Origin of the sequence: Enterobacter cloacae complex sp. IR5384, from assembly GCF_049237265.1 — a bacterium.
Taxonomy (GTDB): domain Bacteria; phylum Pseudomonadota; class Gammaproteobacteria; order Enterobacterales; family Enterobacteriaceae; genus Enterobacter; species Enterobacter cloacae.
In genome coordinates this window covers 1-25400 of the sequence record NZ_JBMKHJ010000045.1, presented here as the reverse complement: position 1 = coordinate 25400, position 25400 = coordinate 1, and the positions used below count along the sequence as shown (strand labels likewise).

The window sequence follows — 25400 nt, the reverse complement described above, 5'->3', positions numbered from 1 at the left end:
CGCCGTTCATCGGTCAGCATGGTTCTTCCGGTACTGCAAAGGCGTCTCGCCAATTCCCTTCTTAAACGCGCTGATAAACCACGTCACGTCGGAAAATCCCACCTGGGTGGCAATCTCGCGTACGCTCGCCTCGCTGTGCAGCAGGCGTTCGCAGGCCTTGCGCAGCCTTAGCGTATTCAGATAGTTGTGGATCTTCTCGCCCGTTTCCGCATGGAATTTTCGCGATACGTAGCTGCGGGATTTCCCCAGCGTTTCTGCCAGTGCGTCCAGGCGAAATTTCTCCTGGTAATGTTCGTCCAGCCAGAACATCACCTGGCTGGCGAGCCCGAGGCTACTGCCCGGCGCACGGGCATTATCGTCCGGGAGCATGGCGAATAAACCAATCAACAGCGCGGCTATTCCCTCGCGGGTTAAAGGCGACGGATAACAGCCGAGCAGATGATCGACATGGTGATGGCAGTGCGCCAGATCGGCGACCCACGCTCCCGCGCCGCGGGCAGAAAGTTTCTGCAGCCGCTGCTGCGTGTGGGGAAAATCGCGCAGGGCTGTGAGCACCGCGTGAGGGTCGAGATGAATAATGGTACGTCGGTAAATCGCTTCTGCCTGCTCATCCACCCTCACTTTATGCAGGGTAAACGGCGGAAAGAAAAACAGCCGCCCGGGGCGCATGGTGTAGTGACGGTTATCGACAATGGCGACGCCAAATCCTTCTTCTACATACAGAATCTCCAGACACTGATGCCAGTGATGGTAACGCACGGTATTGGCAAACAGACGGCTGAATGACACGACGGTGTCATTTAAGGTGATCAGTTCCAGCCGGTCGGAGGTGGGCGTGTCGCGCATAGTGCAATAAAACTCAATTTTCTGCCGTTATCTTCTCGTTATAAACCACCTTTTTAAATTTTCTCAACTGGAGGTTTATTTAGCCTTCACGGCTGTGACGTGGCTAACATTTATCCCCCTTGCGGATTCACTATCCTTCGTCGCAGTTGATGACGAGGGCGAGCGTATGTCTAAAAAATCAAATCCATTGTCTTCGCGCCAGGAGGTGGTGGCGTCGTTACATGACCTGCTGGGCGCGCTGGATAAGTCCTTTCCGCAGGATTGTTCACGGTTCTCGCTGGGAGAAACCTGTGCGCACTACCCCACGGAGATTGCGCAGATGGAAGGGCTATCCCGCGCGCTGTGGGGGTTGTTTCCGCTGATGGCGGGCGGCGGGGACGAGCCGTTTAGTGAGAAGTACCTTACCGCCATTAAGCTCGGCACCGATCCGCAGAGCCCGGGCTATTGGGGGGAAACCGGCCCGTACGACCAGCGTCTGGTGGAGATGGCGGCTTACGGCCTGGGGCTGGCGCTGCTGGGGGATAAGCTCACCTGCCGCTTCAGTGAACGTGAGGTAATGAACCTGCACGCGTGGCTCAACCAGATCACCGATGCGCAGATGCCGGACAGCAACTGGAACTACTTCGCGATTATGGTGCAGCTTGGTTTCAAATGTGCCGGGCTGCCGTATGATCCGTGCGCCATCGACCGTCGGTTTGCGATGATGGAGGCGTATTATCTGGGTGACGGCTGGTATTCTGACGGTCCGGGCCGCCCGAAGGATTACTACATCTCAATGGCGTTCCACTTCTACGGCCTGATTTATGCCACCCTCAGCGGTGATGAAAAAAGGGCGGAGGTGTTACGTGAGCGTGCCCGTCAGTTTGCCGAAGATTTTATTTACTGGTCTGCCGCCGACGGCGCGTCGGTACCGTTTGGCCGGAGCCTTACCTATCGCTTCGCGATGGTCGCTTTCTGGAGCGCCGTGGCCTTTTCCGGGCTGAATGTCTTCTCGCCGGGCATCGTGAAGGGCATTGTGCTGCGCCATCTTCGCTGGTGGCAGCGGCAGCCGATGACCGATCGCGACGGTATTTTGACCCTCGGTTTTACTTATCCCAACCTGGTGATGTGCGAGGATTATAACGCCCCCGGCTCACCGTACTGGGCGCTGAAAACGTACCTGATGCTGGCCTTGCCGGAGTCACACCCGTTCTGGCAGGCAGAAGAGCAGCCGCTCCCCTCGCTGGCGGAAAAACGTGTGATCCACCCAGCGCAGCACATCCTGATGCATGCGGATAACTCACAGCACGTCACGATGCTCACTGCCGGTCAGCTTGAGCTGAATAACTACGTCAACACCGAAGCCAAATACACCAAATTTGCGTACTCAAGCCGCTTTGGCTTCACCCTCGAACGGGGGCGCTTTGGCCTGAAACATGCCGCCTGCGACTCGATGTTACTGCTGGCGGAGGGGGATAACTACTTCCGCGGGCGTCGTGAATGCGCGGAGGTGCGGGTGGATGAGAACTACCTCTATTCACGCTGGTCACCCTGGCATGATGTCCATGTCGAAACCTGGCAAATTCCCTTTGGCGAGTGGCACGTGCGTCTGCACCGCATTAACAGCGCTCGCACCCTTCAGGCAGTGGAGGGCGGTTTTGCGGTGATGAAAACCGAACACCACATTCATGAGCGTGGCTGTTACCTGACGGCCAGCAACGGCAGCAGCGTGATTGTCGATCTCTCCCCGGCCATTGCCCGGGAGCCAGACAGCATCGTCACGCCGCCGAACAGCAACATTATGTTCCCGGAATGCGCATCCATTCCGCTGTTAAAAACCGATCTCCCTCAGGGAGAGAGCTGGCTCTGTTGCGCCGTCGTGGCCAGCGAGAACCCCCCCGCGGCATTGGCACCTGAACTGAAGATGACCCCTGACCAGGTCGCGATCCGCGAACCCGGAGGCGAACGTAAGCTGTCGTTCACATTATAAAAAATCTGACCCTACACGTCGGCGAGGATGATATGAAAAGTGCATCTACAACGAACAGAACCGAATATTACAAAATCAGCAGCTTTATATTTCTCTATTTCTTTACCTGGTCCGCCAGTATTGGGCTATTAGCCATCTGGCTCGGCCAAAAGGCGAATCTCAGCGGCTCGGTAATTGGCACTGTCTTTGCGGTCAACGGTGTCTTCTCAGTCATTCTTAAACCGATCTACGGCTATATTCTCGATAAGATCGGCATGAGTAAATACCTGCTCTATTTTGTGGTTGCCATGTCCGCGCTGATGGCACCGTTCTTTATTTATGTTTACCAGCCGCTGCTGATGTCCAATACTCTGGTAGGGATCATCATTGGCGCGCTCTATTTAAGCTTTGCCTGGTACGCGGGCGTGGCGGCGTGTGAATCCTATTCTGACCGATTTAGCCGTTTAAACGGTATGGAGTTCGGGCAAATTCGCATGTGGGGATCGCTTGGCTGGGCCGTGGCGTCCTCGTTCTCCGGTCTGCTGTTTAATCTCTCACCGGCGTATAACTTTATTCTGGGCAGCGTCGCATCCATCATCATGCTGATCGTCCTTGTGAGCCTGAAAGTGAACACTAACTCCGCTCACGCCAGCGAGGTGCTGACCAAAGAGAAAATCGCCCCTGCGGATGTCTATGCTCTGCTGCGTAACCGCAAGTTCTGGGCGTTCTGCCTGTATGTGGCGGGCGTGGCGTGGATGATGTTTATTGCCGAGCAGCAGTTCTCACGCTATTTCGTCACGTTCTTTGATGATATTCACCAGGGTAACGCGGTGTTCGGTTATCTGGGAACCGTACAGTCGGGTATGGAATTTGTGATGTATATGGTGATCCCGCTGTTGGTGAATAGTATTGGTGCCAAGCGTGGGCTGTTAATTGTCGGGCTGGTGGTCGGTGCACGACTGATTATTTCCGGCCTGTGCGATTCCCATCTGTTAATTTCCGTAATGAAACCGCTGTATGGCCTGGAAATATGTCTGCTGCTGGTATCGGTCTTTAAATATATTGCTGAGCATTTCGATAAACGCGTTAACGCCACTATGTATCTGCTGGGCTATCAGGCCATGCTCTACGTGGGCAACGTGGTTGTCTCTTCGCCTGCCGGCTATCTGTATGACCGCATCGGCTTTGAGCACACCTATATCATTATGGGGGCCACGGCGCTGACCTTTACGTTTATCTCTGCCTTTACGCTATCCGCCTGCCAGAGCAAATGGCGCGGTACCCGCTCGCTGAACGCAGCAGAACCCTCATCCCGGTAATTTAAAGGACCCGAAACATGTTAAGTCGTATCAAAGAGGAACACCTGCAGGCTATTCCTGTCCCCGTTGAATCGCGGACATTACGTGATGAACTCAGCTCTGCCCGCAGTCACGTGCTTGAGCTGATTAGCCGTCATTTGGTGGCGTTCGGTGACCGATTCCCGGCAGAAACCTGCCAGAACGGGGTTTATCCGCTGACGGAGAACGTGGAGTGGACCACCAGCTTCTGGACCGGTCAGCTATGGCTGGCGTGGGAGATGAGCGGTGAGACAACGTTCCGCGAGATGGCTGAAAAACACGTGCGCTCGTTTGGCCTGCGCATCGCCGGGCGTAATGATACCAACACTCATGATTTGGGGTTCCTGTATACGCTCTCCTGCGTGGCGGCCTGGCGACTGACCGGCAACCGCGAGGCGCGCGGGTTCGCCCTGCTGGCGGCTGAAGCCCTGCTGGAGCGCTTTCACCCGAAGGCGAAGATTATTCAGGCCTGGGGCGATCTGTCAGACCCGGAGCAGGCCGGGCGGATGATTATCGACTGCAACATGAATCTGCCGCTGCTCTACTGGGCGACGGAACAAACCGGCGACGCGCGCTTTGCTGACGCCGCAAAAGCCCACGTGATGCAGGCCGCTACGTACCTGATTCGTGAAGATGCCTCGACGTTCCACACCTACTACATGGATGTGGTTACCGGCGCGCCTCGTTACGGCAACACGCAGCAAGGATACGCGGACGACTCCTGCTGGTCCCGCGGGCAGGCGTGGGGGATCTACGGTTTTATGCTGAGCTATCTCTATACCGGCGATAAGACGATGATTGCGCTGTCAAAACGCCTGGCAAACTACTTTCTTAATCGTCTGCCGGAGGATTATGTCTGCCACTGGGATCTGGCGCTGCTGGGGACAGATGCACTGCGGGATTCCTCCTCGGCGGCCATTGCCGTCTGCGGGCTGCTGGAGCTGGTAAAACAGTTGCCGGTCACGGATCCGGATCGTGAACGTTATCTGGACTGGGCTAAAGGGATTATGTCGTCGCTGACAAAGCACTATCTGATGGGCAAAGACGAGAAGGGGAGCGGGCTGCTTAAGCACGCTGTCTATCACCTGGCGAGCAACAAAGGCGTGGATGAGTGTGCGAGCTGGGGCGATTACTTCTACGTTGAGGCGCTGGTGCGGTTCACCCAGAGCTGGAAGCCGTACTGGTAAAAGGTCGGGGGCGCGCCCCCGACGTGTGGGTTACGCCTTAGGAATACGCAGCGTCTGGCCGGGATAAATCTTGTCCGGGCTGGAGAGCATCGGGCGGTTCGCTTCAAAAATCTTGTTGTACTGGTTGGCATCCCCGTACACGGTTTTGGAGATGGCGCTGAGGGTGTCGCCTGATTTCACCGTATAGTAGGTGGCTTCATCTTTGGCATCAGTGGCGGTGATGTTGTTTTCCACCTCGCTGACGCCCGCAATATTGCCGACGGCGACCTGGATTTTTTCTTTCTGCTCTTGGGTCAGCCCGTCGCCCGTTACGCTGGCTTTACCGTCGGTAACGTTGACCTGCACTTTATCCGCGCCGGGAATGTTGAGTTTCTTGAGATGCTCGGTGATTTTGTCGCTCTGGCCTTTATGATCGGTCAGGTTGTCCCACAGCTTTTCGCCTGCTTCTTTTACGAAGTTAAAAAGTCCCATTCCATCCTCCTGTTAATCATGAAGTCAGAATAAGCATAGCAGGTCAGAGAGATTTCCCTCTCCGAAAGGAGAGGGAAGGCAGGTTTTACACCCCTTGCTCCAGAATACGGATGTGAGTTTCCAGCACGTCACCTTTTACCGCATCGCTCCACGCTTTCATGTGTGCGGTCTGCAGGTGCGCTTCAAGATGCGCCACGGTTTCCCACTGCTCAACCATGATGATGGAGTCCGGCGCGGTGGCCTGGAAGCTGGCGCTGGTTGCGGCGTCAACCATCGGCGCATAGCCGTGGCAGCCTTCTTCTTGCAGTACGGTTGGGATAATTTTCGCGAACTGATCCAGCACCGCCTGGCGGTGATGTTGGCCAGGACGCGTACGGATTTCAGCAATAACGGTAAGCATAATTAACTCCTTCTAATTCCAGGTTACCAGTTAAGCAAAAATTTCAGCCAGATGCTTGCGATATTCTGCGATATAGCGCGGGACGTCAGGCATTTTAATCACGTCGTTGACGATAAAGGTCGGCAGCGGGTCCATGCCGAGGAACTGGTTAGCCTTGTGGAACGGCAGGTATGCGCCGTCTACCCCTACGCCTTCAAAGAACTGATCTTTATCGGTGAACGCGTCCAGCGGGGCGTTCCAGGTCAGGGAGAGCATATATTTCTTACCCTGAATCAGGCCGCCTGAACCATATTTTTTAGATGCGTCTGAACGGGTACGGCCGTCGCTGGCATACAGTGAACCGTGGCCCTCAGTGAACACGTCATCCATGTATTTTTTCACGGTCCACGGTGCGCCCATCCACCAGCCCGGCATTTGCCAGATAACCACGTCAGCCCACAGGAAGTTCTGCACTTCGGCTTTCACGTCGTAATGGCTGTCTGCGCGCACAACCTTAACATCATGCCCGGCGTCGCGCAGGAAGCCGTCCGCGACCTCGGTCAGGGTGTCATTCAACTGGCCTTTAGAGTGGGCGAATTCTTTCGCACCGTTGATAATCAGAATGTTGCTCATTATTTGTCCTCGTCGATGAGAGTATGGCGAGTATTCTACGCGCGAGGGCGATACGGTAAAATGAGCAAAATGTGCAAAGTCTTTTGCGTTAAATGCAATAATTCCTTACCAGTACACCTTTACGTCAACGCCGCCTTCCGCTGCATTATCCAGTGAAACGCGCATACCGTGCAGGGCAGCAATGCGTTTTACAATCGATAATCCCAGCCCGCTGCCCATGGCATCCTGGCCGGGTGGACGATAAAAACGCTCGCCAATACGGGCCAACGCCTCGGGGGCGATCCCCGGTCCGTTGTCGCGTACGGAGAAGCAACGGGCGTCCAGCGTAACGTCAACCACGCTGCCGCGCGGGCTGTAACGAACGGCGTTATCCAGCAGGTTACGCACCAGCAGGCTCAACAGCAGCGGCTGACCCGTGCGTTCAGCCTGCGGGGCGTTGATGTTCAGGCGAACGTCGATACCCGCCTGCTGCGCCGGATGCCAGATGTCCAGAACCGCTGATTGCAGCAAATCGGCCATCTTTATCGGTTCGACATCGTCGAGATTTTCCAGAGAGTCCAGACGCGAGAGAGTGAGGAGTTGATCCACCAGCCGGGATGCCCGGTCGATCCCCGCGTGGAGCTGCGAGAGCGCTTTTTCCTGCGCCTGCGGGTCGTCCAGAGAGAGTTGCGCCACGTCGGTTTGCACCTTCAGGGCCGCCAGCGGGCTACGTAATTCGTGGGCGGCATCGGAGGTAAAGCGGCGCTCGCGGCTCATCATCTCCTGGGTTCGGGTAAAGAGGTGGTTCAGGGAGTCCAGAAGGGGGCGTACTTCTGATGGCACGCCCTGTGTCGGCAGGGTGTCGGTGGCATCCGGCGAGCGCAGGCGCAACGTCTGCGCCAGTTTTTTCAATGGCTTAAGCTCCCGGCTCAGCAGGACAATCAGCAACAGCAGCATCACCGGTAGCGCCACCAGCCACGGCGTCAGCTGCGAGCTGACCACATCCAGCGCCATCTCCTGCCGGTATTCCCACTCCTGACCGACCACCACGCGGTACTTCCCGTCCGGCGAGGACAGCCATAAGAAACGCCAGTCATCGTTGTCGTCTTTGAGCCTGCCGTCATCAAACCCATCGCGGCGATAGTGATACGGGATGTCGCGGCCGTTTTCCCCGTCATTGAGGATCATCGTGCCGTCGGTAGCGTAAATGGCGAAGGCCAGAGCATCGTCGTCCAGGCGACCGTGCTTCACTTTTTTGGGGATCTCGCGCATCCGCTCCGGAGCGCGTATTTCATCCAGATCCATCGTCAGCAGCCGTTTAGCAAACAGCATCTGTTGGGTATCAAACAGCTTATCGAGCTTGTGGGTCGTCTGCTGCCAGGCGACAAGGCTTGCGGCAAACCAGGCCGTCAGCGACAGCAGCAGAAAAAGAAGCGTCAGACGGAGTTTCAGGCTCAGTTTCATGCGTCACCCAGGGTATAGCCGATGCCATGAACCGTGCGGATAAACTCGCTGCCCAGCTTACGCCGCAGATGATGGACGTGAACTTCCACGGCGTTACTGGAGACGTCATCGTCCCACGTATAGAGCTTCTCTTCGATCGCTTTACGCGGCAGGACGCGGCCCGCATTGCGCATCAGTAACTCCAGCAGGGCGAACTCTTTGGGCTTGAGGGCCAGCGTTTCCCCCGCCAGCGTGGCGACGAGGCTTGTCGGGTCGAGCGTCACTTTGCCATGACGCAGCTCGCTGCGCGTCTGACCGTGGCTGCGACGCACCAGCGCCTCAAGGCGGGCGGCCACTTCGATCAGCGCGAAGGGTTTGCAGAGATAATCATCGGCTCCCAGGCGTAGCCCCTCGACGCGCTGATTCAGCGCATCCCGCGCGGTCAGGATAAGCACCGGCTCGCTGCGCCCGCTTTCGCGCCAGGCGCGCAGGATCGCCAGACCGTCGATCTCCGGTAGCGTCAGGTCAAGCACCACCGCATCGTAAGGGGCAGAACAGAGCGCCGCCTGGCCGGTTTTTCCGTCGGTGAACCAGTCCACGCTGAAGCCCATTTTGCTTAAGCCCGCTTTGATGCCATCACCTATCAGCTTGTCGTCTTCTACCAGTAATATGCGCATATCCCCTCCTTGATGGCGTCAGTAAACCCTCTGGATCCGCCTGCTGTACAGTAAAAAAATATAAATTTTCCCCTTAAGAAGTTGTTAAGGATTACCCTGTTTAATGGATTGCGACACCACATTAAAGGGAGAGATGAATATGAAAAAATTCGCTGCAATGGCTGCTATCATGATGATGACCACCGCACCGGTCTTCGCTGCTCAGGGCGGTTTTACGGGCCCATCAGCTACCCAACCCCAGACTCAGACGCAGGCAGGCGGTTTTGTTGATAACAACGCCAACCTGACAACGGCCGCGAAAGTCAAAGACCTGAAGGACGACGCCTGGGTGAAGCTGCGCGGGAACATCACCGAACGCCTGTCCGATGACCGCTACACCTTCCGCGACGAGACTGGCACGGTGGTGGTTGAGATTGATCATAAGCGCTGGAACGGTGTGACCGTGTCCCCGCAAGATAAAGTCGAGCTGCAGGGTAAGGTCGATAAAGACTGGAACGAATTTGAAATCGACGTGAAGCAGGTTATCAAGCTGACGAAATAACCCAGAAAGGGCCGCTTATCCGGCCCTTTTTCTTTGTGACTCAACTCGCCAGATAGGGTAGTATCTGCGGCAATATTGCCTGAAACCCATCGGTTTCTGAGTTGAGGAATCACACGTAATGAGCGATATGGCAGAGCGCCTCGCGCTACATGAATTCACGGAAAACGCCTACCTGAACTACTCCATGTACGTCATCATGGACAGGGCATTGCCGTTTATCGGGGATGGCCTGAAGCCCGTTCAGCGTCGCATCGTCTATGCGATGTCCGAGCTGGGGCTGAACGCCACCGCCAAGTTCAAGAAATCCGCCCGTACCGTCGGTGACGTACTGGGTAAATACCATCCGCACGGCGACAGCGCCTGCTATGAAGCGATGGTGCTGATGGCCCAGCCGTTCTCTTATCGTTACCCGCTGGTGGACGGTCAGGGGAACTGGGGGGCACCGGACGATCCGAAATCCTTCGCGGCGATGCGTTATACCGAATCCCGCCTGTCTAAATATGCCGAAGTGCTGCTGGGCGAACTCGGCCAGGGGACGGTGGACTGGGTGCCAAACTTCGACGGCACGCTGCAGGAGCCGAAAATGCTGCCTGCGCGTCTGCCGAATATCCTGCTGAACGGCACCACCGGTATCGCGGTCGGTATGGCGACGGACATCCCGCCACACAACCTGCGTGAAGTGGCGAAAGCCGCCATCACCCTGATTGAACAGCCGAAAACCTCGCTGGACGAGCTGCTGGATATCGTTCAGGGGCCGGACTTCCCGACCGAAGCTGAGATCATCACCTCGCGTGCGGAAATCCGCAAAATCTACCAGAACGGCCGTGGCTCCGTGCGCATGCGCGCGGTGTGGACCAAAGAGGACGGCGCCGTGGTGATCACCGCGCTGCCGCATCAGGTCTCTGGTGCCAAGGTGCTGGAGCAGATCGCCTCCCAGATGCGCAATAAAAAGCTGCCGATGGTGGACGACCTGCGCGATGAATCCGACCACGAAAACCCAACCCGTCTGGTGATCGTGCCGCGCTCTAACCGCGTGGACATGGAGCAGGTGATGAACCACCTGTTCGCCACCACCGACCTGGAAAAAAGCTACCGCATCAACCTGAACATGATCGGTCTGGACGGACGCCCGGCGGTGAAAAACCTGCTGGAGATCCTCTCCGAATGGCTGACCTTCCGTCGCGATACGGTGCGCCGTCGTCTGAACCACCGTCTGGAGAAAGTGCTTAAGCGCCTGCATATCCTCGAAGGTTTGCTGGTGGCGTTCCTCAATATTGATGAAGTCATTGAGATCATCCGTACCGAGGATGAGCCGAAGCCCGCGTTAATGTCGCGCTTTGGTATCAGTGAAACCCAGGCCGAAGCGATCCTCGAACTGAAGCTGCGCCATCTCGCTAAGCTGGAAGAGATGAAGATCCGCGGTGAGCAGAACGAGCTGGAAAAAGAGCGCGATCAGCTGCAGGCGATCCTCGCGTCCGAACGCAAAATGAACACCCTGCTGAAGAAAGAGTTGCAGGCCGATGCCGATGCCTTCGGCGACGACCGCCGTTCTCCGCTGCATGAGCGCGAAGAAGCGAAGGCGATGAACGAGCATGACATGCAGCCTTCAGAGCCGGTCACCATCGTCCTGTCCCAGAGCGGCTGGGTGCGTAGCGCCAAAGGCCATGATATCGACGCGCCGGGGCTGAGCTACAAAGCGGGCGACAGCTTCAAGGCGGCCGTGAAAGGCAAGAGCAACCAGCCGGTGGCGTTTATTGACTCCACGGGCCGCAGTTACGCCATCGATCCGATCACGCTGCCTTCCGCGCGCGGTCAGGGCGAACCGCTGACCGGCAAGCTGACGCTGCCGCCGGGGGCGACGGTTGACCACATGCTGATGGAAGCCGACGACCAGAAACTGCTGTTGGCCTCTGATGCGGGTTACGGCTTTATCTGTACCTTTAACGATCTCGTGTCACGTAACCGTGCCGGTAAAGCCATGATCAGCCTGCCGGATAACGCACACGTTATGCCGCCGCTGGTGGTTGAGAACGAGAGCGACATGCTGCTGGCCATTACATCTGCCGGGCGCATGCTGATGTTCCCGGTCAGCGACCTGCCGGAGTTGTCGAAAGGCAAGGGTAATAAGATCATCAACATCCCGTCGGCGGAAGCTGCGAAAGGTGAAGATGGCCTGGCGCATCTCTTCATTCTGCCGCCGCAGAGCACGCTGACCATTCATGTCGGCAAGCGTAAAATCAAGCTGCGTCCGGAAGAGTTGCAGAAGGTGGTGGGCGAGCGCGGACGCCGCGGTTCGCTGATGCGCGGCCTGCAGCGTATCGACCGCGTGGAGATCGATTCTCCTGCACGCAGCAGCGCGGGCGACAGTGAAGAGTAACGCGTCTCGATCCCCCTCTGTTCCGGAGGGGGATATCCAATAAAATTTCCCGTAAAACCGTTGTTAATTCGTGCGTTGCGATTAACAATACGCGCTCGTAATAAAGTCCTTACCTGGCCACAGGTGAAGTATAATTGTCAGCTGTCAGGGCTTCAGAGGTCGCTATGCTATACATTGTTCGTCTTATTCTTACCGTTATCTACTGCATTCTGGTCTGTGTTTTCGGCTGCATCTATTGCCTGTTCAGCCCGCGTAACCCGAAGCATGTCGCCACCTTCGGCCACATGTTTGGTCGTCTTGCGCCGCTGTTTGGCCTGAAGGTTGAAAAGCGTCTGCCGGAAGGGGCGGAGAATTTCGGTAACGCCATCTATATCGCAAACCATCAAAATAACTACGATATGGTGACCGCCTCTAACATCGTGCTGCCGCCGACCGTGACGGTGGGTAAGAAGAGCCTGCTGTGGATCCCCTTTTTCGGCCAGCTCTACTGGCTGACGGGTAACCTGCTGATTGACCGTAATAACCGCGCAAAAGCGCACGGTACCATTGCGGAAGTGGTGAACCACTTCAAAAAGCGCCGCATTTCTATCTGGATGTTCCCGGAAGGCACGCGCAGCCGCGGTCGCGGTCTGCTGCCGTTTAAAACCGGGGCGTTTCATGCCGCAATTGCGGCGGGCGTTCCAATTATTCCCGTGTGTGTTTCCAATACATCGAATAAGATTAATCTTAACCGCCTGAACAACGGGCTGGTGATTGTCGAGATGCTGCCGCCGGTCGATACCAGCAAATACGGTAAAGATCAGGTCCGCGAGCTGGCAGCGCACTGCCGTGAACTGATGGTTCAGCATATTGCTCAGCTCGACAAAGAAGTCGCAGAGAGAGAAGCCGCCGGGAAGATCTAATCCGGCGTTAAAAGGGAAAACGAATTCCCGCGTTGTTAGTCGTTTCAGATGGAGCTTATATGTCACTCAGTCGGCGTCAGTTTATTCAGGCTTCAGGGATCGCCCTTTGTGCGGGTGCGATGCCGCTGACAGCCAGCGCCGCCGGGCAGCAACAGCCGCTGCCCATTCCGCCGTTGATTGAATCCCGTCGCGGGCAGCCGCTATTCCTGACGCTACAGCGAAGCCACTGGTCGTTTACCCAGGGAACCCGCGCGCCGGTCTGGGGCATTAACGGGCGCTACCTTGGGCCGACCATCCGCGTGTGGAATGGCGATGACGTAAAGCTCATCTACAGCAACCGCACGCCTGAAAATGTGGCGATGACCATCAGCGGATTGCAGGTTCCCGGTCCGTTGATTGGCGGGGCCGCGCGCATGATGTCGCCTAACGCCGACTGGGCTCCCGTACTGCCAATCCGTCAGAGCGCGGCGACGCTGTGGTATCACGCTAATACCCCTAACCGCACTGCCCAGCAGGTTTATAACGGACTGGCCGGGATGTGGCTGATAGAAGACGAGGTCAGTAAATCTCTGCCCATTCCAAACCACTACGGCGTGGATGATTTCCCGGTCATTATCCAGGACAAGCGTCTGGATAACTTTGGCACACCGGAATACAGCGAGCCGGGCAGCGGTGGCTTTGTTGGCGACACGCTGCTGGTCAACGGCGCGCAAAGTCCCTATGTCGAAGTCTCGCGCGGCTGGGTTCGCCTGCGTCTGCTGAACGCCTCTAACTCGCGCCGCTATCTGTTGCAGATGAGCGATGGCCGCCCGCTGCATGTGATCTCTGGCGACCAGGGCTTTTTACCGGCGCCGGTGTCCGTTAAACAGCTGGCGCTAGCCCCGGGTGAACGCCGTGAAATCCTCGTGGATATGACCAACGGCGATGAAGTCTCGGTGACCTGCGGCGAAGCGGCGAGCATTGTGGATCGCATTCGTGGCTTCTTTGAGCCGTCGAGCATTCTGGTCTCCACGCTGGTGCTGACCCTGCGCCCAACCGGTCTCCTGCCGCTGGTGACCGACAGCCTGCCCATGCGCCTGCTGCCGCAGGAGATCATGAGCGGTTCGCCGGTGCGCAGCCGTGATATCAGCCTCGGCGACGACCCGGGCATCAACGGCGCGCTGTGGGACGTTAACCGTATCGACATTACCGCCCAGCAGGGCACCTGGGAGCGCTGGACCGTTCGCTCCGACATGCCGCAGTCGTTCCATATTGAAGGCGTGTCATTCCTGATCCGCAACGTGAACGGCGCGATGCCGTTCCCGGAAGACAGGGGCTGGAAAGACACCGTCTGGGTGGATGGTCAGGTTGAACTGCTTGTCTACTACGGCCAGCCTTCCTGGCCGCACTTCCCGTTCCTGTTCCACAGCCAGACGCTGGAGATGATGGACAGGGGCTCCGTAGGGCAAATGCTGGTTAACCCGGCGCCGTAAGCACAGCATTCCCGGTGCGCCGGGAATGCGTTATGCCCGCCAGAAAAAGCGCGAGCACAGGATCAACACCGGATAAATTTCCAGACGTCCTAAGATCATCGCCGCGCACATCAACAGCTTGGCCTCTTCCTTTAACGTCCCGAAGGTTGATGCCGTTTCGCCAAAGCCCAGCCCCATATTGTTGATACAGGCAGCCACCGTCGCAAATGATGTAAACAGGTCATAGCCCATCAGATTGAGCGCCCAGACGAAAAAGCCTGTGATCATCACGTAGAGAAAGAAGAAGCTCCATACTGAACGCAGGACGCGCTCATTCACCACGCTGTTGCCAACCTTGATGGTCAGCAGCGCCCGCGGATGTGCCAGCTGATTCATCTCCTGAATACTCTGCTTAAACATCATCAGAAAACGCAGGGCCTTAATCCCACCGCAGGTCGAACCCACGCAGCCACCAAAGAAGCTGGCGCTCAGCAGCAGGAATATGGTGTGGGCAGGCCAGTGGGCGTAATCGGCCGTTGAAAGGCCGTTATCGGTCATCATTGAGCTTGCCAGGAAGAAGGCGTGCACCAGGCTGTCGAGAGGGTTATACATTCCCGCGTGCCAGACCTGCCAGGCGGTAATGGCGATAAGCACCGCGGCAGCGGCCAGAAAGAATCTCACCTCCGGGCTGCGGCGAATCGGCTTCAGCGTGCGTCTGACAAGGGCGACATACCAGAGGGTAAAGTTAAACGCCGAAAGCAGCGAAAAGGTGCCGGCGACAAGCTCAATCGCGTGGCTGTCATAAAAACCGATGCTCTCGCTGCGGGTTGAAAAGCCGCCCAGGGATACGGTGGAGAGCCCGTGACAAACGGCATCAAAAAAGGGCATCCCCGCCAGCCAGTACGCCAGCGTGCAGGTTATCCCCAGCGCCAGATAGGTGACCCACAGGGTGCGTGCGGTATCGGCGAGCCGGGGCGTCAGACGCTCCTCTTTAAACGGGCCGGGCATTTCTGACTGGTACAGCTTCATGCCACCGATGCCCAGCAGCGGCAGGACCGCGACGGCCAGCACGATGACGCCCAGCCCGCCAATGAAATTGAGCTGCGCGCGATAATAGAGGTACGATTTGGGCAGGGCGCTGACGTCGCCGATCACCGTTGCGCCCGTGGTGGTGATCCCGGAAACGCCTTCAAAAAGTGCGTCAGCAAAGGAGAGTTGCAGGCCATCGTCCATCCAGAGCGGCATGGCGCTGATTAATGAGAACAGCAGCCAGAACAGGACGATAATCACGAATCCGTCGCGGGTGCGTAGCTGTATACCGGCGTGACGGGTTGCCCGCCAGGCCAGGCCGCCGAGGCTGAAAAAGGTCAAAAAGGTGGTCAAAAAAGCAAAATAGGTTCGCTCTTTATTCAGCAGAGCGATAACCATCGGCGGCAGCATAGACAGGCTGTACAGAAGAACCAGAAACCCGCAGAGATGAAGCACAACCCGCAGTTGGGAGACATGTAACGAATCGTTGAACTTCACAACAGAACTCCGCGCAAGAACCTGTTCCGGGGGAAAATCACCGGAAGTAAGAGTGAATATTATGAGCCAAAATAATCAGGGCGCTGTATTTTAACGACTTCTGCGAATATCTGTCTGCCTCTTGCATCCTTTTCTTCAAATCTGGCGGATGAACAGCGTATAATCCGGCTCCTTTTGTCTATTTTTTCTTCGGAAGCATTATGAGCGCAATTTCCCTGATCCAGCCGGATCGTGACCTTTTCTCGTGGCCCCAGTACTGGGCGGCCTGCTTTGGACCGGCGCCGTTCCTGCCGATGTCCCGGGAAGAGATGGACCAACTGGGCTGGGATAGCTGCGATATCATTCTGGTCACGGGCGATGCCTACGTTGACCACCCGAGCTTCGGTATGGCCATCTGCGGCCGCATGCTTGAAGCGCAGGGCTTCCGCGTGGGGATCATCTCCCAGCCAGACTGGAACAGCAAAGACGACTTTATGCGTCTGGGTAAACCGAACCTGTTCTTCGGCGTGACCGCCGGTAACATGGACTCGATGATCAACCGCTATACCGCCGACCGTAAGCTGCGCAATGACGATGCGTACACACCGGATAACGTGGCGGGCAAACGCCCTGACCGCGCCACGCTGGTCTACACCCAGCGCTGTAAAGAAGCCTGGAAAGATGTGCCGGTGATCCTGGGCGGCATCGAGGCGAGCCTGCGTCGTACCGCGCACTATGATTACTGGTCTGATACCGTGCGCCGCTCGGTGCTGGTGGACTCCAAAGCCGACATGCTGATTTACGGTAACGGCGAGCGTCCACTGGTAGAAGTGGCGCACCGTCTGTCGCAGGGCGAGCCGGTGAGCAGCATCCGCGACGTGCGCAACACCGCCATCATGGTGAAAGAAGCGCTGCCGGGCTGGCGCGGGGTGGATTCCCGCATCATCGATATGCCGGGCAAAATCGATCCTATCCCGCACCCGTATGGCGAAGATCTGCCGTGCGCCGATAACAAACCGGTTGAGCCAAAGAAAGCGGAAGCGAAGGCAATCGTCGTGCAGCCGCCGCGTCCGAAACCGTGGGAAAAGACCTATGTGCTGCTGCCGTCCTACGAGAAGGTGAAAGCCGATAAGGTGCTCTACGCCCACGCGTCCCGTATTCTGCACCATGAAACCAACCCCGGCTGTGCGCGTGCGTTGATGCAGAAGCACGGCGAGCGTTTTATCTGGATCAACCCACCGGCGATCCCGCTCTCCACCGAAGAGATGGACAGCGTCTTTGCGCTGCCGTACAAACGCGTGCCGCACCCGGCGTACGGCAACGCCCGTATCCCGGCGTATGAGATGATCCGCTTCTCGATCAACATCATGCGCGGCTGCTTCGGCGGCTGCTCCTTTACTCTTGTTTTTATGTATTTAGAGTTAAACTCTACTTTTCTATTTTTAGAATTCAAGCTATTCATCGTAATTGAGAGATATCCTTTTAATGTTCAGCAAGCCTGTTAAAAGCACTTTATCTGAACCGCGTTTTGCCTAAATCCTGCTCAATATATACTCTCCCTGAGTTCTGAAATCCTCAAATTCCCCAATCTTAAAGCATTGATACATAGATGATGTCAGATAATGCGCAATCATCTCACCGCCAATATGGATCCGTTCCGGGTGTGGGTATGTCGCCTGTATAGCCCTTTGTTCATTCATCATTACAGGAATTGTCTGCAACAAATCCCCATCCAAGATTTGGCACTCAGGTTTTACTCCTGTTCCGTATTGTAATTGCTCTGATTCGAAATCATGGACTGAGCGATAGGCGAACGAAACGATATTTCCTGTTTCCTCGCAAATTGCGAACTGATAAACACTGGTTGTCACCGTTGAAGAAGAGGGAATTGCATGGTCATGCTTGTATTGTTTCCACAGCCTCCTTAGACAGGCCGATGTATGATAATTGAGATTTTGTATACCTGATACGACCATTCTGGTTGATGCTTCAAGCAACCAGGTGTTAGAAAATCCACCTGCCCCCGTTCCTGCTATGATGGTTCTTAGCTGGGGGATGTAACCTGCTTTGGAAACAAAAGATAACGGCTCCCCATTATCGGTGACGGCAAGGGTATCTGTTACAATCAGTGCTTGTGCTTCGTCTGTATAAAATATCAGTGATGACATATTTTCCTCATCCAGAAAAGACATTACATGAATCACAGAACAGGTCACTACAACCACGTGAAAGGGAGTCAGACCATTTTCCAGAGGTAAATATATTCTTGTGTTTGGACGCGTTGCGGTTCTCTGTAAAAAATATATAGCACAAACAAAAGTCCCCGCAGGGATAAATATAGTTATATGCGCTTTTTCTGCTGGCTTTTACAATTGAAAGTGACAGGTAAACGAAATGTGTTACAGGTTTCTTTTGCTTTTCGTTGGGTTCTGTATATGCGAATTTACCCTGTGTGTTATTTTTGCAATGGACTCAGGCTGTATTCAATCAATTAAGGTTTACTTCTGGCATTAAGATGTATCCGTTGCCTGTTTTTTAAGGGCACGGTTTGTGCCGGGAAATGAAAATCACATCTTAAGTTCTTCACTCAAAGGATTTGTGATGTTTATCACGTATGGTCCGGGTAACGTGTTGAGGTCAATGTATTGCATCGTGATGGTGTCGTTACATCTTTTACTTTCCTCCTGATTTGCATATTCACTCCCGGCAACCTGGTTGTTTGTTTTTTCTTCTTCCGGATTTATAGTGTAGGCATGAGGTGGCGTTTCAGGGCGACAGACTGTGAGGATAATCACTAACATTCATGCGCGTTATGGGCGTGTCAGCAAACTGGATGCAACAGAGCCGAAACTGAAATTTGAACCCGGATTTCTGTATGCTGAAATACCTTATATTAGCGGCATCCAGAATCGAAAACTGAGCCGATATGTACACTTTTATCTTATGGATAAAGCTATCCTGCAGGCCAGGGATTTAAAGCCTTTAGCCCGGGCATTTTTACGCTGGATAAGGTGGCTGGAGGATAACGGACTTGACCCTTTCACCCCGGGAACGTTGAAATACCAAAGCCCTACATATGGCTTCAGGGAGTATCTTCTGGGGGCCGTAAGGCAGGGGCGCATCGCCTCATCCACCGCGGCGGTGTACATCAGCGTTATCCGACGGTTTTACGTATTTCTGGGCAAGTGTGGTGAGCTGGCTGCCAGCTCATTTTTTACGTTGGTCGAAAAAGTCGTTGACGGGCGACGCAAGGTGATAAGTTCGGATCTTGCCATCAGGATAACCAGCACAACAAAAAGGACAATCAACCCACTGAATGATGCAGAGGTTCATATCCTGGATGAGGCACTGAAATCTGAGTCCGGGTTGTTCAGTTTAATGATTGTGCTGATGAAAAATTGTGGGCTACGGCTGGATGAAATGCTGACCCTGCCGTCGTCACTCTTTACTGAAGAGTACCTTGCCAGTGTCCCTGTATCTGAGTTGACCATCAGGGGGCTTCATATTGGTCCGAGATGCGGAGTTCATACGAAGTTTGGGATGACGCGAGAACTCTTCATCACCAGACGATTGTACGAGCAGGTTCTGGATTATCTGGCGGATGAGGAGTATGAAAAGAAGATCCAAAAATGGCGTGCACGACAGGGTGGGGAAGGGCGGCACGAGCCTTTATTTTTAATGGCAAACGGGAAACGGATGTCTGAAAAAGCCTTTTACTCCCGCTGGTACAGTTTTCGCCATCGCCTGGCCCGGTCTGCTCCGGGAAATGTGTTCAGACATAAACCCCATGATTTGCGGGCAACGTTTGCGACCCATTTTTTACGCTCGGCACTGAGTTGCTATCCCGATCAGGCCGCAAATGCGCTGGGTACAGTAAAATACTGGATGGGCCATAAAAGCGAAAATACGACGATGAAATACATCGTCTTTCTTCAGCAAAACCAGATTTCTGATGCAGTCGCCGGGGTCATGGACGCATTGATTGACGGTGCTGCAGGTCGCGATGGAGCCATATATGAGCCGGAGTGAAACGCAGATAACGTGGATGGCCGAAAATGTGCTGTCATGGGAGACGGTCAGCGGACACATCACTCAGCGGGATCTGAACCGATATTATTTACTTGACGTTTATCTTCAGGCTCATTTTTCAGATTATGTGTTGCTCCCCGGATGGTTTAGTGAACATTCGCATCTTGCCCGCCCTGAAAAACGCGATTTTATTGCCTCTCTGAAACGATTTCTTCTGTCTTACCGTCCCGCCGGAAGGTTAACCATTTTCCGTTATCTCAATATGTTTTTTATATGGCAGTCAGTCAATCAGTATGACTATGGCACGGCTGAAGGCGTTGAAATGTATATTAAACATCTCATGAACGATATTCGTCGGCGAAAAATTTCAGTCAGGATGGCAAGACACTACTTGTCCGTGGTCAACCGGTTTTTGCTTACGGGCGGGCAGATTCAGAGGCGGTATGAATATGAATTCTTACCGAAAGGAACGTATCAGCAGCAGGGAAGGGATAGCTATACCAGGAATGAACTTTCCGAGATCCTGAGGCAGTTGTCATCCATGAATGAGTTCCTTGCGGGATGTATCCGGGAGCATATCGCTAAATCGGAAAAAGGGGTGCGGCATTTCTCACCGTCTTTGCTGGCACCTGTTTATGAAGCGTATTTCCGGTATCCGGGAGAGAACGGGGTCAGCAGGGCAGAGATCATCATCAGGGACGTTCTGGAAAATTACTTTCTTACTTCTTTTTTTCTGTTCTGTTACCACACATGGGGAAACACCTCTCAGGTTCTGGGTCTGACGCGGGATGATATACATCTGGATGAAAAGGGTATCAGCACTGATTATGTTTATAAGGGGAGAGCGAATAAGTATATACGTCTGACGATAGGTAAATCGGAGTATGTGACCAAACGTGCGGGCTATTACTGGTTTCTGTCTTTTATCAGGCTCAGGGACGACATCGTTAACTATCTGGTTTCCGCAGATAACTTCCCTCCGGTACAGGCGCTGTTTCTGAGTGAGCCGCAGGTGAAATTCCGTAAGCTTTATTCTCTTAATCCCAGTCATCTGACTAAATTTTCTAACTCTGAGGGGGCGTGGGCCACGATGCGGCAGCTTAATCCCTCGCTTCCATCAATTACCGTTTCTGGCTTGCGCAAAACGTCTGAGCAGTATACGGACAGAACATTAAAGAATGGTCTGATTACGGCGGAAAAAGCACAGCATAACTGGGGCACTTACAGGCGGAATTATGCTGCAGGTAACCCACAGGGGGCGAAGGAAAACTTCAGTGCTGCACTTGATACGCTTATGAATCAGGGGATTGCGACACGTGCGTTATCCGAGCGGGTAAAAGTTGCTGATGAGCTGGGGATCGATCTGCGTGGAAGCGATGAGGGTGTGGATCTTTTATTGAATGGCCTGGGATGTCGATCGCAGGAGCCGCCTACAGATATTGAATTGCGCTTTATAAAAAAGCAAAAACGATTTGGCCGGACACCAAAGGCTTGTGCGGATTTTTCTCATTGTGTCGAATGTTCAAAAAGTTGCGTTGTGGAAACGCTGGAGTCTGTATGGCTCCTGCTGTCATTCAGGCATGCTATCGAGTATGGAAAACCGTTGTACATCGGTTCGGTCAATGCTGTGGAGCGTTATGAAACGTTACTCCTGAAGATTGATTTACGGCTTGGGCTGGTAGATGAGGCGACCCTGAAAAAAGCGCGCGTTAAACTTCAGCGAGAAGGTGTGGCTCCGGTATGGCAGATTTGAAGAAAAAAGAGGTAAGCCGTAGTCGAATGGCGGAGTTTCCTGCCGGAACGCCGCTTCGTTCAGGGGATGAGTTTCCGACTGAGGATATCATCTGTGAGGCACTAGAAAACAAAAGCTTTGAACGTCTGAATAACTGCCTGGTTATCGCCAGCTCAGATGAACATGATATGCGTTTTATCAATGAGGAGACGCTGAATATTTATTTCAGGGATGATGTCTGGACCAATCGCTATGTCAGAACCCATATTGGTGAAACGTTAAGAACCGTTAATTTTTCAGGCATACGGGATCCTGAACTGCGTCTTGAAGCCAAAATCATCTCAGCCAGCCTGCTCTGGATTGTCGGCAGGACCGCGAAGACGCAGTCACTGATCCGGAAATGTGCAAACATTGTGGCGGGAGCCCGTATTATTGAGTCTATGGGGTATCGCAGTCTGTTTCAGCTTCGTTTTCCGCTTGTCCGGAATGCTTTCATTGTAAAGATGAAGGAGGAGGATGAGCACGGCAGGAAGCGTTCTGAAAGAACATTACGTAATTACTTTATGGACCTGGCGGATATCTCGCTGACAGGTCATACCCGTCTTCGAAAATACGGTTACTTTCCTGATATTAGCTTCGACAGTTACAACAGTGTGGATGATTCAAACCAGACATATTGTATGCCTTTCAGTCTTATGATGTCTGTCTGGGAAGGGCTGATTACTGAACTGGATGCTGAAATCAGTGATTTCGATTTTGACGGGTTTTCCCGGCTGTGCGCTATCATAAACGGTTTTTATGATTCGCCTTACTATACGTCGATGCTGGAAGCCCGTAAAAGAGGGACAGCAAAAAGCATACCGGATTACCGGGCCGCGTATTACTACAATATTGTTGCCGGGGAAATTCGGGCGCTTTTCGCGACACTTGGCCCCGGGATGCAGGGCTGGTTCTCGGTACATAAAAATAAGCGCTGGAGATCTGATTTTATTGGCGTTGATCACATAAAGCTGAACACCTGGCATTTTGAGCTGACGTTAAAAGTCATGAATGTGATACAGGCCATGTCGGGGATGAGACACAGCGAAGTGCTTGGCGTGATGCACGGTTCACTGATTTATGATGGTGATATCCTGGGACTTCGTTCGGTGTTGCATAAGTTCGCCCCGGAAGGTGGAAGTCACGAAGACTGGGTTGTTTGTCGCTATGTGGAAAAGCCTTTTCAGCATTTACGCAGAATTAATCAAATCATGACAGGCCTGGACGGGAAGACGCTGGACAATGTTCCATTGTCTTTAAATATCAGGTCGTGGTTCTCGGAGCAAAAACTCTCTTTTATGGGGACGCAGCGCCAGACTGAGTGGGCAAAGAAATTTGTGAAAAGACACCATCTGTTCATCCGACGTGACCATATTGATGAGTTCAGGCTTTTAAATCCAAACATACGTGATGATGAACGCGTTGCGATGGAGATTCGGGAGGGGGCTTTCTGGCCATTGCGAACCCATCAGTTTCGCCGTTCACTTGCTGTACACCTCAGGCGTCTTGATCTGATTTCTACTAATGATCTTATCCGGCAGTTTAAGCACTTAATCAGAGGCATGACGGAGTGGTATATGTCCGGTGCACTCAACGCTTCGCATTTTAGCCGGGCGATCCCTCAGGCATTCGCTGCCGAGATTGAAAGGGTTGATACCGAACTCTCAGCTTCCAGGGCTGTTTCTTATCAGCATGAAGGCCTGCTTTATGGCGAAGGCGGGAAGTTACTGATGTCCCAGAGAGGTGGGCACTTACATCAGATGACGTTTCCTACACTGAAAAAAGCGATGAGCATGGCTAAACGAGGCGGGCAAAAACTGGTATCTCTTGGAAACGGTTTTTATTGCATGAATGGCCATGACTGCGAGTTTAAGGCGGTTGTTCAGTCAGCGTCCTGCAATCCGGGATGTGAGAACATGCTGGCCGGAGCTGATTCTGTTCCCGTGTGGAAACGCAGGATGGCTCATTATGACAACCTTCTGGAGATTGCCGTGCGAAATAATGCTCCTCAGGCTGACAGGGATTTTCTGATGCTTGAGAGAGATTTTTATGCAGATGCTGTCCGCTTTTTTGAAAAGGATGAATAGAGCATGACGAACGAACAGTCGGGGGTTAAAAAAACACAGGCAAGAGCAGAGCAGGCCCTGAGGGAACTGATGTTATCAGGGGAGCGTATCAGCCAGTATGCTGTGGAAAAACGAGCGGGGCTGGCAAACGGCACCCTGAATTATAACTGTCCTGAGTACAGGCAGGTCAGGGAGGCTATCCGCAGTCTGAAAAAAACGTGCCAGGGCACCGCGCCGGTTGATGAGCAGGGCATTGAGCAGCAGATCAAGCTGAAAGAAAAGTATCGCCGTCAGAGAAATGAGCTGAGGGAAGAAATCAAAAAGATGATGGCTGAAAATGTAGAGCTGTTACATAACCTTATACTTTTACAGCAGTATGTCAGGGAGCTTGAACGCAACACCGGGAGGGAGAAAGGGGACGTCATTCCGTTCTCGGGTGGTGTCAGGGACTGAGGCTATACTGAACGGAAGGACGCGAGGTGAATCGCCACGCGTTTAACAGACACCTCAGAGTCATTTATGGACTGACCCCGCCCCGGTAGACGATCCTGCCCTATAGTTTGAGCATAGGAGGAGCGTATGGGCACACCACGATTTACACCTGAATTTAAGGAAGAAGCCGTCCGTCAGATAACAGAACGCGGTTATTCCGTTGCCGAAGTATCCGACCGTCTGGGCGTTTCTGCACACAGCCTCTACAAGTGGCTACGGGCTATCAAACCTGATAACAGCGAACAGCATGCCCGGGATTTACTGGAAGCCAAAAGCGAGATCCTGAAACTCCGGGCGCAGCTAAAACGCACCGAAGAAGAACGGGATATCCTGAAAAAGGCCGCGCGGTACTTTGCAAGGGAGCCCGACTGAAGTACCGCTTTATCAATGAACACCGCACTGTATGGGGTGTGATGACGATGTGTCGGGTACTGAATGTCGCCCGGGCCGGGTTCTATGCGTGGCTGCACAACCCGGTCTCGGCGCGTGATAAAGATAACCAGCGTCTGCTGATGCTTATCCGCGACTCATATTCACTGAGCGGAGGCGTATACGGTTACCGGCGGGTTCATGGCGACCTGAACGAAATCGGGGAAACCTGCGGCAAAAACCGGGTGGGTCGTATTATGCAACAAAACCGGATCAAAGCCGTACGCGGCTATAAAGCGCCGCGTCGTATCGCCGGCCGGCCTTCAGTGGTTGCCCCTAATCGCGTGCAACGGCAGTTTACTGTTGTCCGGGCCAATCAGGTCTGGGTCACAGATATTACTTATATCCGCACCTGGCAGGGCTGGCTGTATCTGGCGGTGGTTATCGATCTCTTCGCCCGTAATGTGGTCGGCTGGTCGATGAAGCCCACTCTCTCACGCGAACTGGCACTCGACGCGCTGATGATGGCCGTCTGGCGGCGAAAACCGGACGGCGAGGTCATCGTGCACTCAGACCAGGGCAGCCAGTACGGCAGTGACGACTGGCAGCGCTTCTGCCGGGCTAATAACCTGGCCCCGAGCATGAGCAGGCGTGGCAACTGCTGGGATAATGCGGTGGCCGAATCGTTCTTCAGTTCGCTGAAAAAAGAGCGGATCAGAAAACGCATCTATAAAACCCGGGATCTGGCCCGGGCCGATATCTTCGATTACATTGAAGTGTTCTACAACCGGGCCCGGCGCCACAGTCACCTCGGCGGCCTCAGTCCGGAGGCCTTCGAACAGGCCTCATCGTGAGGACAGAATTTGTCTACGGGCGTGGGGTCAGTCCACTAGGGTTACCTAATTCACCTATGTCTACTTCTGGCACAATGCAGAAATGAGATAGATTTACTTTATCCGCTTCTCGCTCAAAGCTGTCCGTAATCCCCTGCCTGCT

20 protein-coding genes and 1 pseudogene are annotated in these 25400 nt (G+C 54.1%); 13 read left to right on the top strand and 8 right to left on the bottom strand.

Features of this window, described 5'->3' with window-relative positions; translation table 11 throughout:
- Nucleotides 1-6 precede the first annotated feature (6 nt).
- Nucleotides 7-846: a helix-turn-helix transcriptional regulator gene (locus ACOTX3_RS23455; protein ID WP_058678713.1), complete on the bottom strand. Its 840-nt coding sequence runs from the start codon at nt 844-846 to the stop codon at nt 7-9.
- Between the two features lie 166 nt (nt 847-1012).
- On the opposite strand from ACOTX3_RS23455, the gene ACOTX3_RS23450 reads away from it, so the two are divergent.
- The 3 genes from ACOTX3_RS23450 to ACOTX3_RS23440 are packed head-to-tail and all read left to right on the top strand — an operon-like array spanning nt 1013 to nt 5318.
- Nucleotides 1013-2815, top strand: coding sequence for a DUF2264 domain-containing protein (locus tag ACOTX3_RS23450; RefSeq protein ID WP_058678714.1), 1803 nt, complete (start codon nt 1013-1015; stop codon nt 2813-2815).
- A gap of 32 nt (nt 2816-2847) precedes the next feature.
- Entirely contained in the window at nt 2848-4113 is a 1266-nt protein-coding gene (locus ACOTX3_RS23445) for an oligosaccharide MFS transporter (protein WP_058678715.1), read from the top strand.
- Nucleotides 4114-4130: 17 nt separating this feature from the next.
- Nucleotides 4131-5318: a glycoside hydrolase family 88 protein gene (locus tag ACOTX3_RS23440; protein ID WP_058678716.1), complete on the top strand. Its 1188-nt coding sequence runs from the start codon at nt 4131-4133 to the stop codon at nt 5316-5318.
- A 30-nt stretch (nt 5319-5348) separates the two neighbouring features.
- On the opposite strand, the gene lysM is transcribed toward ACOTX3_RS23440, so the two are convergent.
- The 5 genes from lysM to qseB all read right to left on the bottom strand — a co-directional run bounded on the left by lysM (nt 5349) and on the right by qseB (nt 8900).
- On the bottom strand, nt 5349-5789 hold the full coding sequence (lysM, locus tag ACOTX3_RS23435) for a peptidoglycan-binding protein LysM (protein WP_013098729.1): 441 nt from the start codon (nt 5787-5789) through the stop codon (nt 5349-5351).
- A gap of 85 nt (nt 5790-5874) precedes the next feature.
- Nucleotides 5875-6189: a putative quinol monooxygenase gene (locus tag ACOTX3_RS23430; RefSeq protein ID WP_020689491.1), complete on the bottom strand. Its 315-nt coding sequence runs from the start codon at nt 6187-6189 to the stop codon at nt 5875-5877.
- A 30-nt stretch (nt 6190-6219) separates the two neighbouring features.
- On the bottom strand, nt 6220-6801 hold the full coding sequence (locus ACOTX3_RS23425) for an NAD(P)H-dependent oxidoreductase (protein ID WP_013098727.1): 582 nt from the start codon (nt 6799-6801) through the stop codon (nt 6220-6222).
- Between the two features lie 105 nt (nt 6802-6906).
- Nucleotides 6907-8244, bottom strand: coding sequence for a quorum sensing histidine kinase QseC (gene qseC / locus ACOTX3_RS23420; RefSeq protein WP_047351848.1), 1338 nt, complete (start codon nt 8242-8244; stop codon nt 6907-6909).
- Nucleotides 8241-8900 (bottom strand): quorum sensing response regulator transcription factor QseB, encoded by a 660-nt coding sequence (gene qseB / locus ACOTX3_RS23415; RefSeq protein ID WP_029883026.1) that lies wholly within the window; start codon nt 8898-8900, stop codon nt 8241-8243. Before qseB ends, qseC begins: the two co-directional genes overlap by 4 nt.
- 139 nt (nt 8901-9039) lie before the next feature.
- Here qseB and ACOTX3_RS23410 point away from each other — a divergent pair, with 139 nt between their 5' ends.
- From ACOTX3_RS23410 to ftsP, 4 genes are all read left to right on the top strand, one after another.
- The gene (locus ACOTX3_RS23410) at nt 9040-9441 is read left to right on the top strand and encodes a YgiW/YdeI family stress tolerance OB fold protein (RefSeq protein ID WP_020689494.1); all 402 of its coding nucleotides are present in this window, start codon (nt 9040-9042) and stop codon (nt 9439-9441) included.
- A gap of 118 nt (nt 9442-9559) precedes the next feature.
- Nucleotides 9560-11818, top strand: coding sequence for a DNA topoisomerase IV subunit A (gene parC / locus ACOTX3_RS23405; protein WP_020689495.1), 2259 nt, complete (start codon nt 9560-9562; stop codon nt 11816-11818).
- Nucleotides 11819-11982: 164 nt separating this feature from the next.
- The gene (plsC, locus tag ACOTX3_RS23400) at nt 11983-12720 is read left to right on the top strand and encodes a 1-acylglycerol-3-phosphate O-acyltransferase (protein WP_013098722.1); all 738 of its coding nucleotides are present in this window, start codon (nt 11983-11985) and stop codon (nt 12718-12720) included.
- 59 nt (nt 12721-12779) lie between these two features.
- A complete protein-coding gene (gene ftsP / locus ACOTX3_RS23395) occupies nt 12780-14192 on the top strand; it encodes a cell division protein FtsP (protein WP_013098721.1) in 1413 nt (470 codons plus the stop codon).
- Between the two features lie 30 nt (nt 14193-14222).
- Here ftsP and ACOTX3_RS23390 read toward each other — a convergent pair whose 3' ends face one another.
- On the bottom strand, nt 14223-15698 hold the full coding sequence (locus ACOTX3_RS23390) for a TrkH family potassium uptake protein (RefSeq protein WP_013098720.1): 1476 nt from the start codon (nt 15696-15698) through the stop codon (nt 14223-14225).
- A gap of 200 nt (nt 15699-15898) precedes the next feature.
- On the opposite strand from ACOTX3_RS23390, the pseudogene ACOTX3_RS23385 reads away from it, so the two are divergent.
- Nucleotides 15899-17074: pseudogene (locus ACOTX3_RS23385) on the top strand (YgiQ family radical SAM protein); the annotation flags it as partial.
- A 135-nt stretch (nt 17075-17209) separates the two neighbouring features.
- Here the strand turns inward: ACOTX3_RS23385 and ACOTX3_RS23380 are convergent.
- Complete coding sequence (locus ACOTX3_RS23380) at nt 17210-17845, bottom strand: hypothetical protein (protein ID WP_012477419.1); 636 nt, start codon at nt 17843-17845, stop codon at nt 17210-17212.
- 613 nt (nt 17846-18458) lie between these two features.
- Here ACOTX3_RS23380 and ACOTX3_RS23375 point away from each other — a divergent pair.
- The 5 genes from ACOTX3_RS23375 to ACOTX3_RS23355 all read left to right on the top strand — a co-directional run bounded on the left by ACOTX3_RS23375 (nt 18459) and on the right by ACOTX3_RS23355 (nt 25258).
- Nucleotides 18459-19706 (top strand): tyrosine-type recombinase/integrase, encoded by a 1248-nt coding sequence (locus ACOTX3_RS23375; protein ID WP_007897923.1) that lies wholly within the window; start codon nt 18459-18461, stop codon nt 19704-19706.
- Nucleotides 19693-21459, top strand: coding sequence for a hypothetical protein (locus ACOTX3_RS23370; protein WP_007897920.1), 1767 nt, complete (start codon nt 19693-19695; stop codon nt 21457-21459). The genes ACOTX3_RS23375 and ACOTX3_RS23370 overlap by 14 nt, the downstream gene beginning before the upstream one ends.
- A complete protein-coding gene (locus ACOTX3_RS23365; RefSeq protein WP_017384059.1) occupies nt 21447-23564 on the top strand; it encodes a hypothetical protein in 2118 nt (705 codons plus the stop codon). Before ACOTX3_RS23370 ends, ACOTX3_RS23365 begins: the two co-directional genes overlap by 13 nt.
- Before the next feature lie 3 nt (nt 23565-23567).
- A complete protein-coding gene (locus ACOTX3_RS23360) occupies nt 23568-23996 on the top strand; it encodes a hypothetical protein (RefSeq protein ID WP_017384060.1) in 429 nt (142 codons plus the stop codon).
- A 126-nt stretch (nt 23997-24122) separates the two neighbouring features.
- Nucleotides 24123-25258 (top strand): IS3 family transposase gene (locus ACOTX3_RS23355; RefSeq protein ID WP_201405648.1). Its coding sequence is split into 2 segments (ribosomal slippage): nt 24123-24369 and nt 24369-25258, totalling 1137 coding nucleotides; the frame shifts between segments, so codons are not numbered across the junction.
- Nucleotides 25259-25400: the final 142 nt, after the last annotated feature.

Coding starts and splice junctions, on each gene's coding strand:
- ACOTX3_RS23455 (WP_058678713.1), bottom strand. CDS start 846: ATGCGCGACACGCCCACCTCCGACCGGCTGGAACTGATCACCTTAAAT.
- ACOTX3_RS23450 (WP_058678714.1), top strand. CDS start 1,013: ATGTCTAAAAAATCAAATCCATTGTCTTCGCGCCAGGAGGTGGTGGCG.
- ACOTX3_RS23445 (WP_058678715.1), top strand. CDS start 2,848: ATGAAAAGTGCATCTACAACGAACAGAACCGAATATTACAAAATCAGC.
- ACOTX3_RS23440 (WP_058678716.1), top strand. CDS start 4,131: ATGTTAAGTCGTATCAAAGAGGAACACCTGCAGGCTATTCCTGTCCCC.
- lysM (WP_013098729.1), bottom strand. CDS start 5,789: ATGGGACTTTTTAACTTCGTAAAAGAAGCAGGCGAAAAGCTGTGGGAC.
- ACOTX3_RS23430 (WP_020689491.1), bottom strand. CDS start 6,189: ATGCTTACCGTTATTGCTGAAATCCGTACGCGTCCTGGCCAACATCAC.
- ACOTX3_RS23425 (WP_013098727.1), bottom strand. CDS start 6,801: ATGAGCAACATTCTGATTATCAACGGTGCGAAAGAATTCGCCCACTCT.
- qseC (WP_047351848.1), bottom strand. CDS start 8,244: ATGAAACTGAGCCTGAAACTCCGTCTGACGCTTCTTTTTCTGCTGCTG.
- qseB (WP_029883026.1), bottom strand. CDS start 8,900: ATGCGCATATTACTGGTAGAAGACGACAAGCTGATAGGTGATGGCATC.
- ACOTX3_RS23410 (WP_020689494.1), top strand. CDS start 9,040: ATGAAAAAATTCGCTGCAATGGCTGCTATCATGATGATGACCACCGCA.
- parC (WP_020689495.1), top strand. CDS start 9,560: ATGAGCGATATGGCAGAGCGCCTCGCGCTACATGAATTCACGGAAAAC.
- plsC (WP_013098722.1), top strand. CDS start 11,983: ATGCTATACATTGTTCGTCTTATTCTTACCGTTATCTACTGCATTCTG.
- ftsP (WP_013098721.1), top strand. CDS start 12,780: ATGTCACTCAGTCGGCGTCAGTTTATTCAGGCTTCAGGGATCGCCCTT.
- ACOTX3_RS23380 (WP_012477419.1), bottom strand. CDS start 17,845: ATGTCATCACTGATATTTTATACAGACGAAGCACAAGCACTGATTGTA.
- ACOTX3_RS23370 (WP_007897920.1), top strand. CDS start 19,693: ATGAGCCGGAGTGAAACGCAGATAACGTGGATGGCCGAAAATGTGCTG.
- ACOTX3_RS23365 (WP_017384059.1), top strand. CDS start 21,447: ATGGCAGATTTGAAGAAAAAAGAGGTAAGCCGTAGTCGAATGGCGGAG.
- ACOTX3_RS23360 (WP_017384060.1), top strand. CDS start 23,568: ATGACGAACGAACAGTCGGGGGTTAAAAAAACACAGGCAAGAGCAGAG.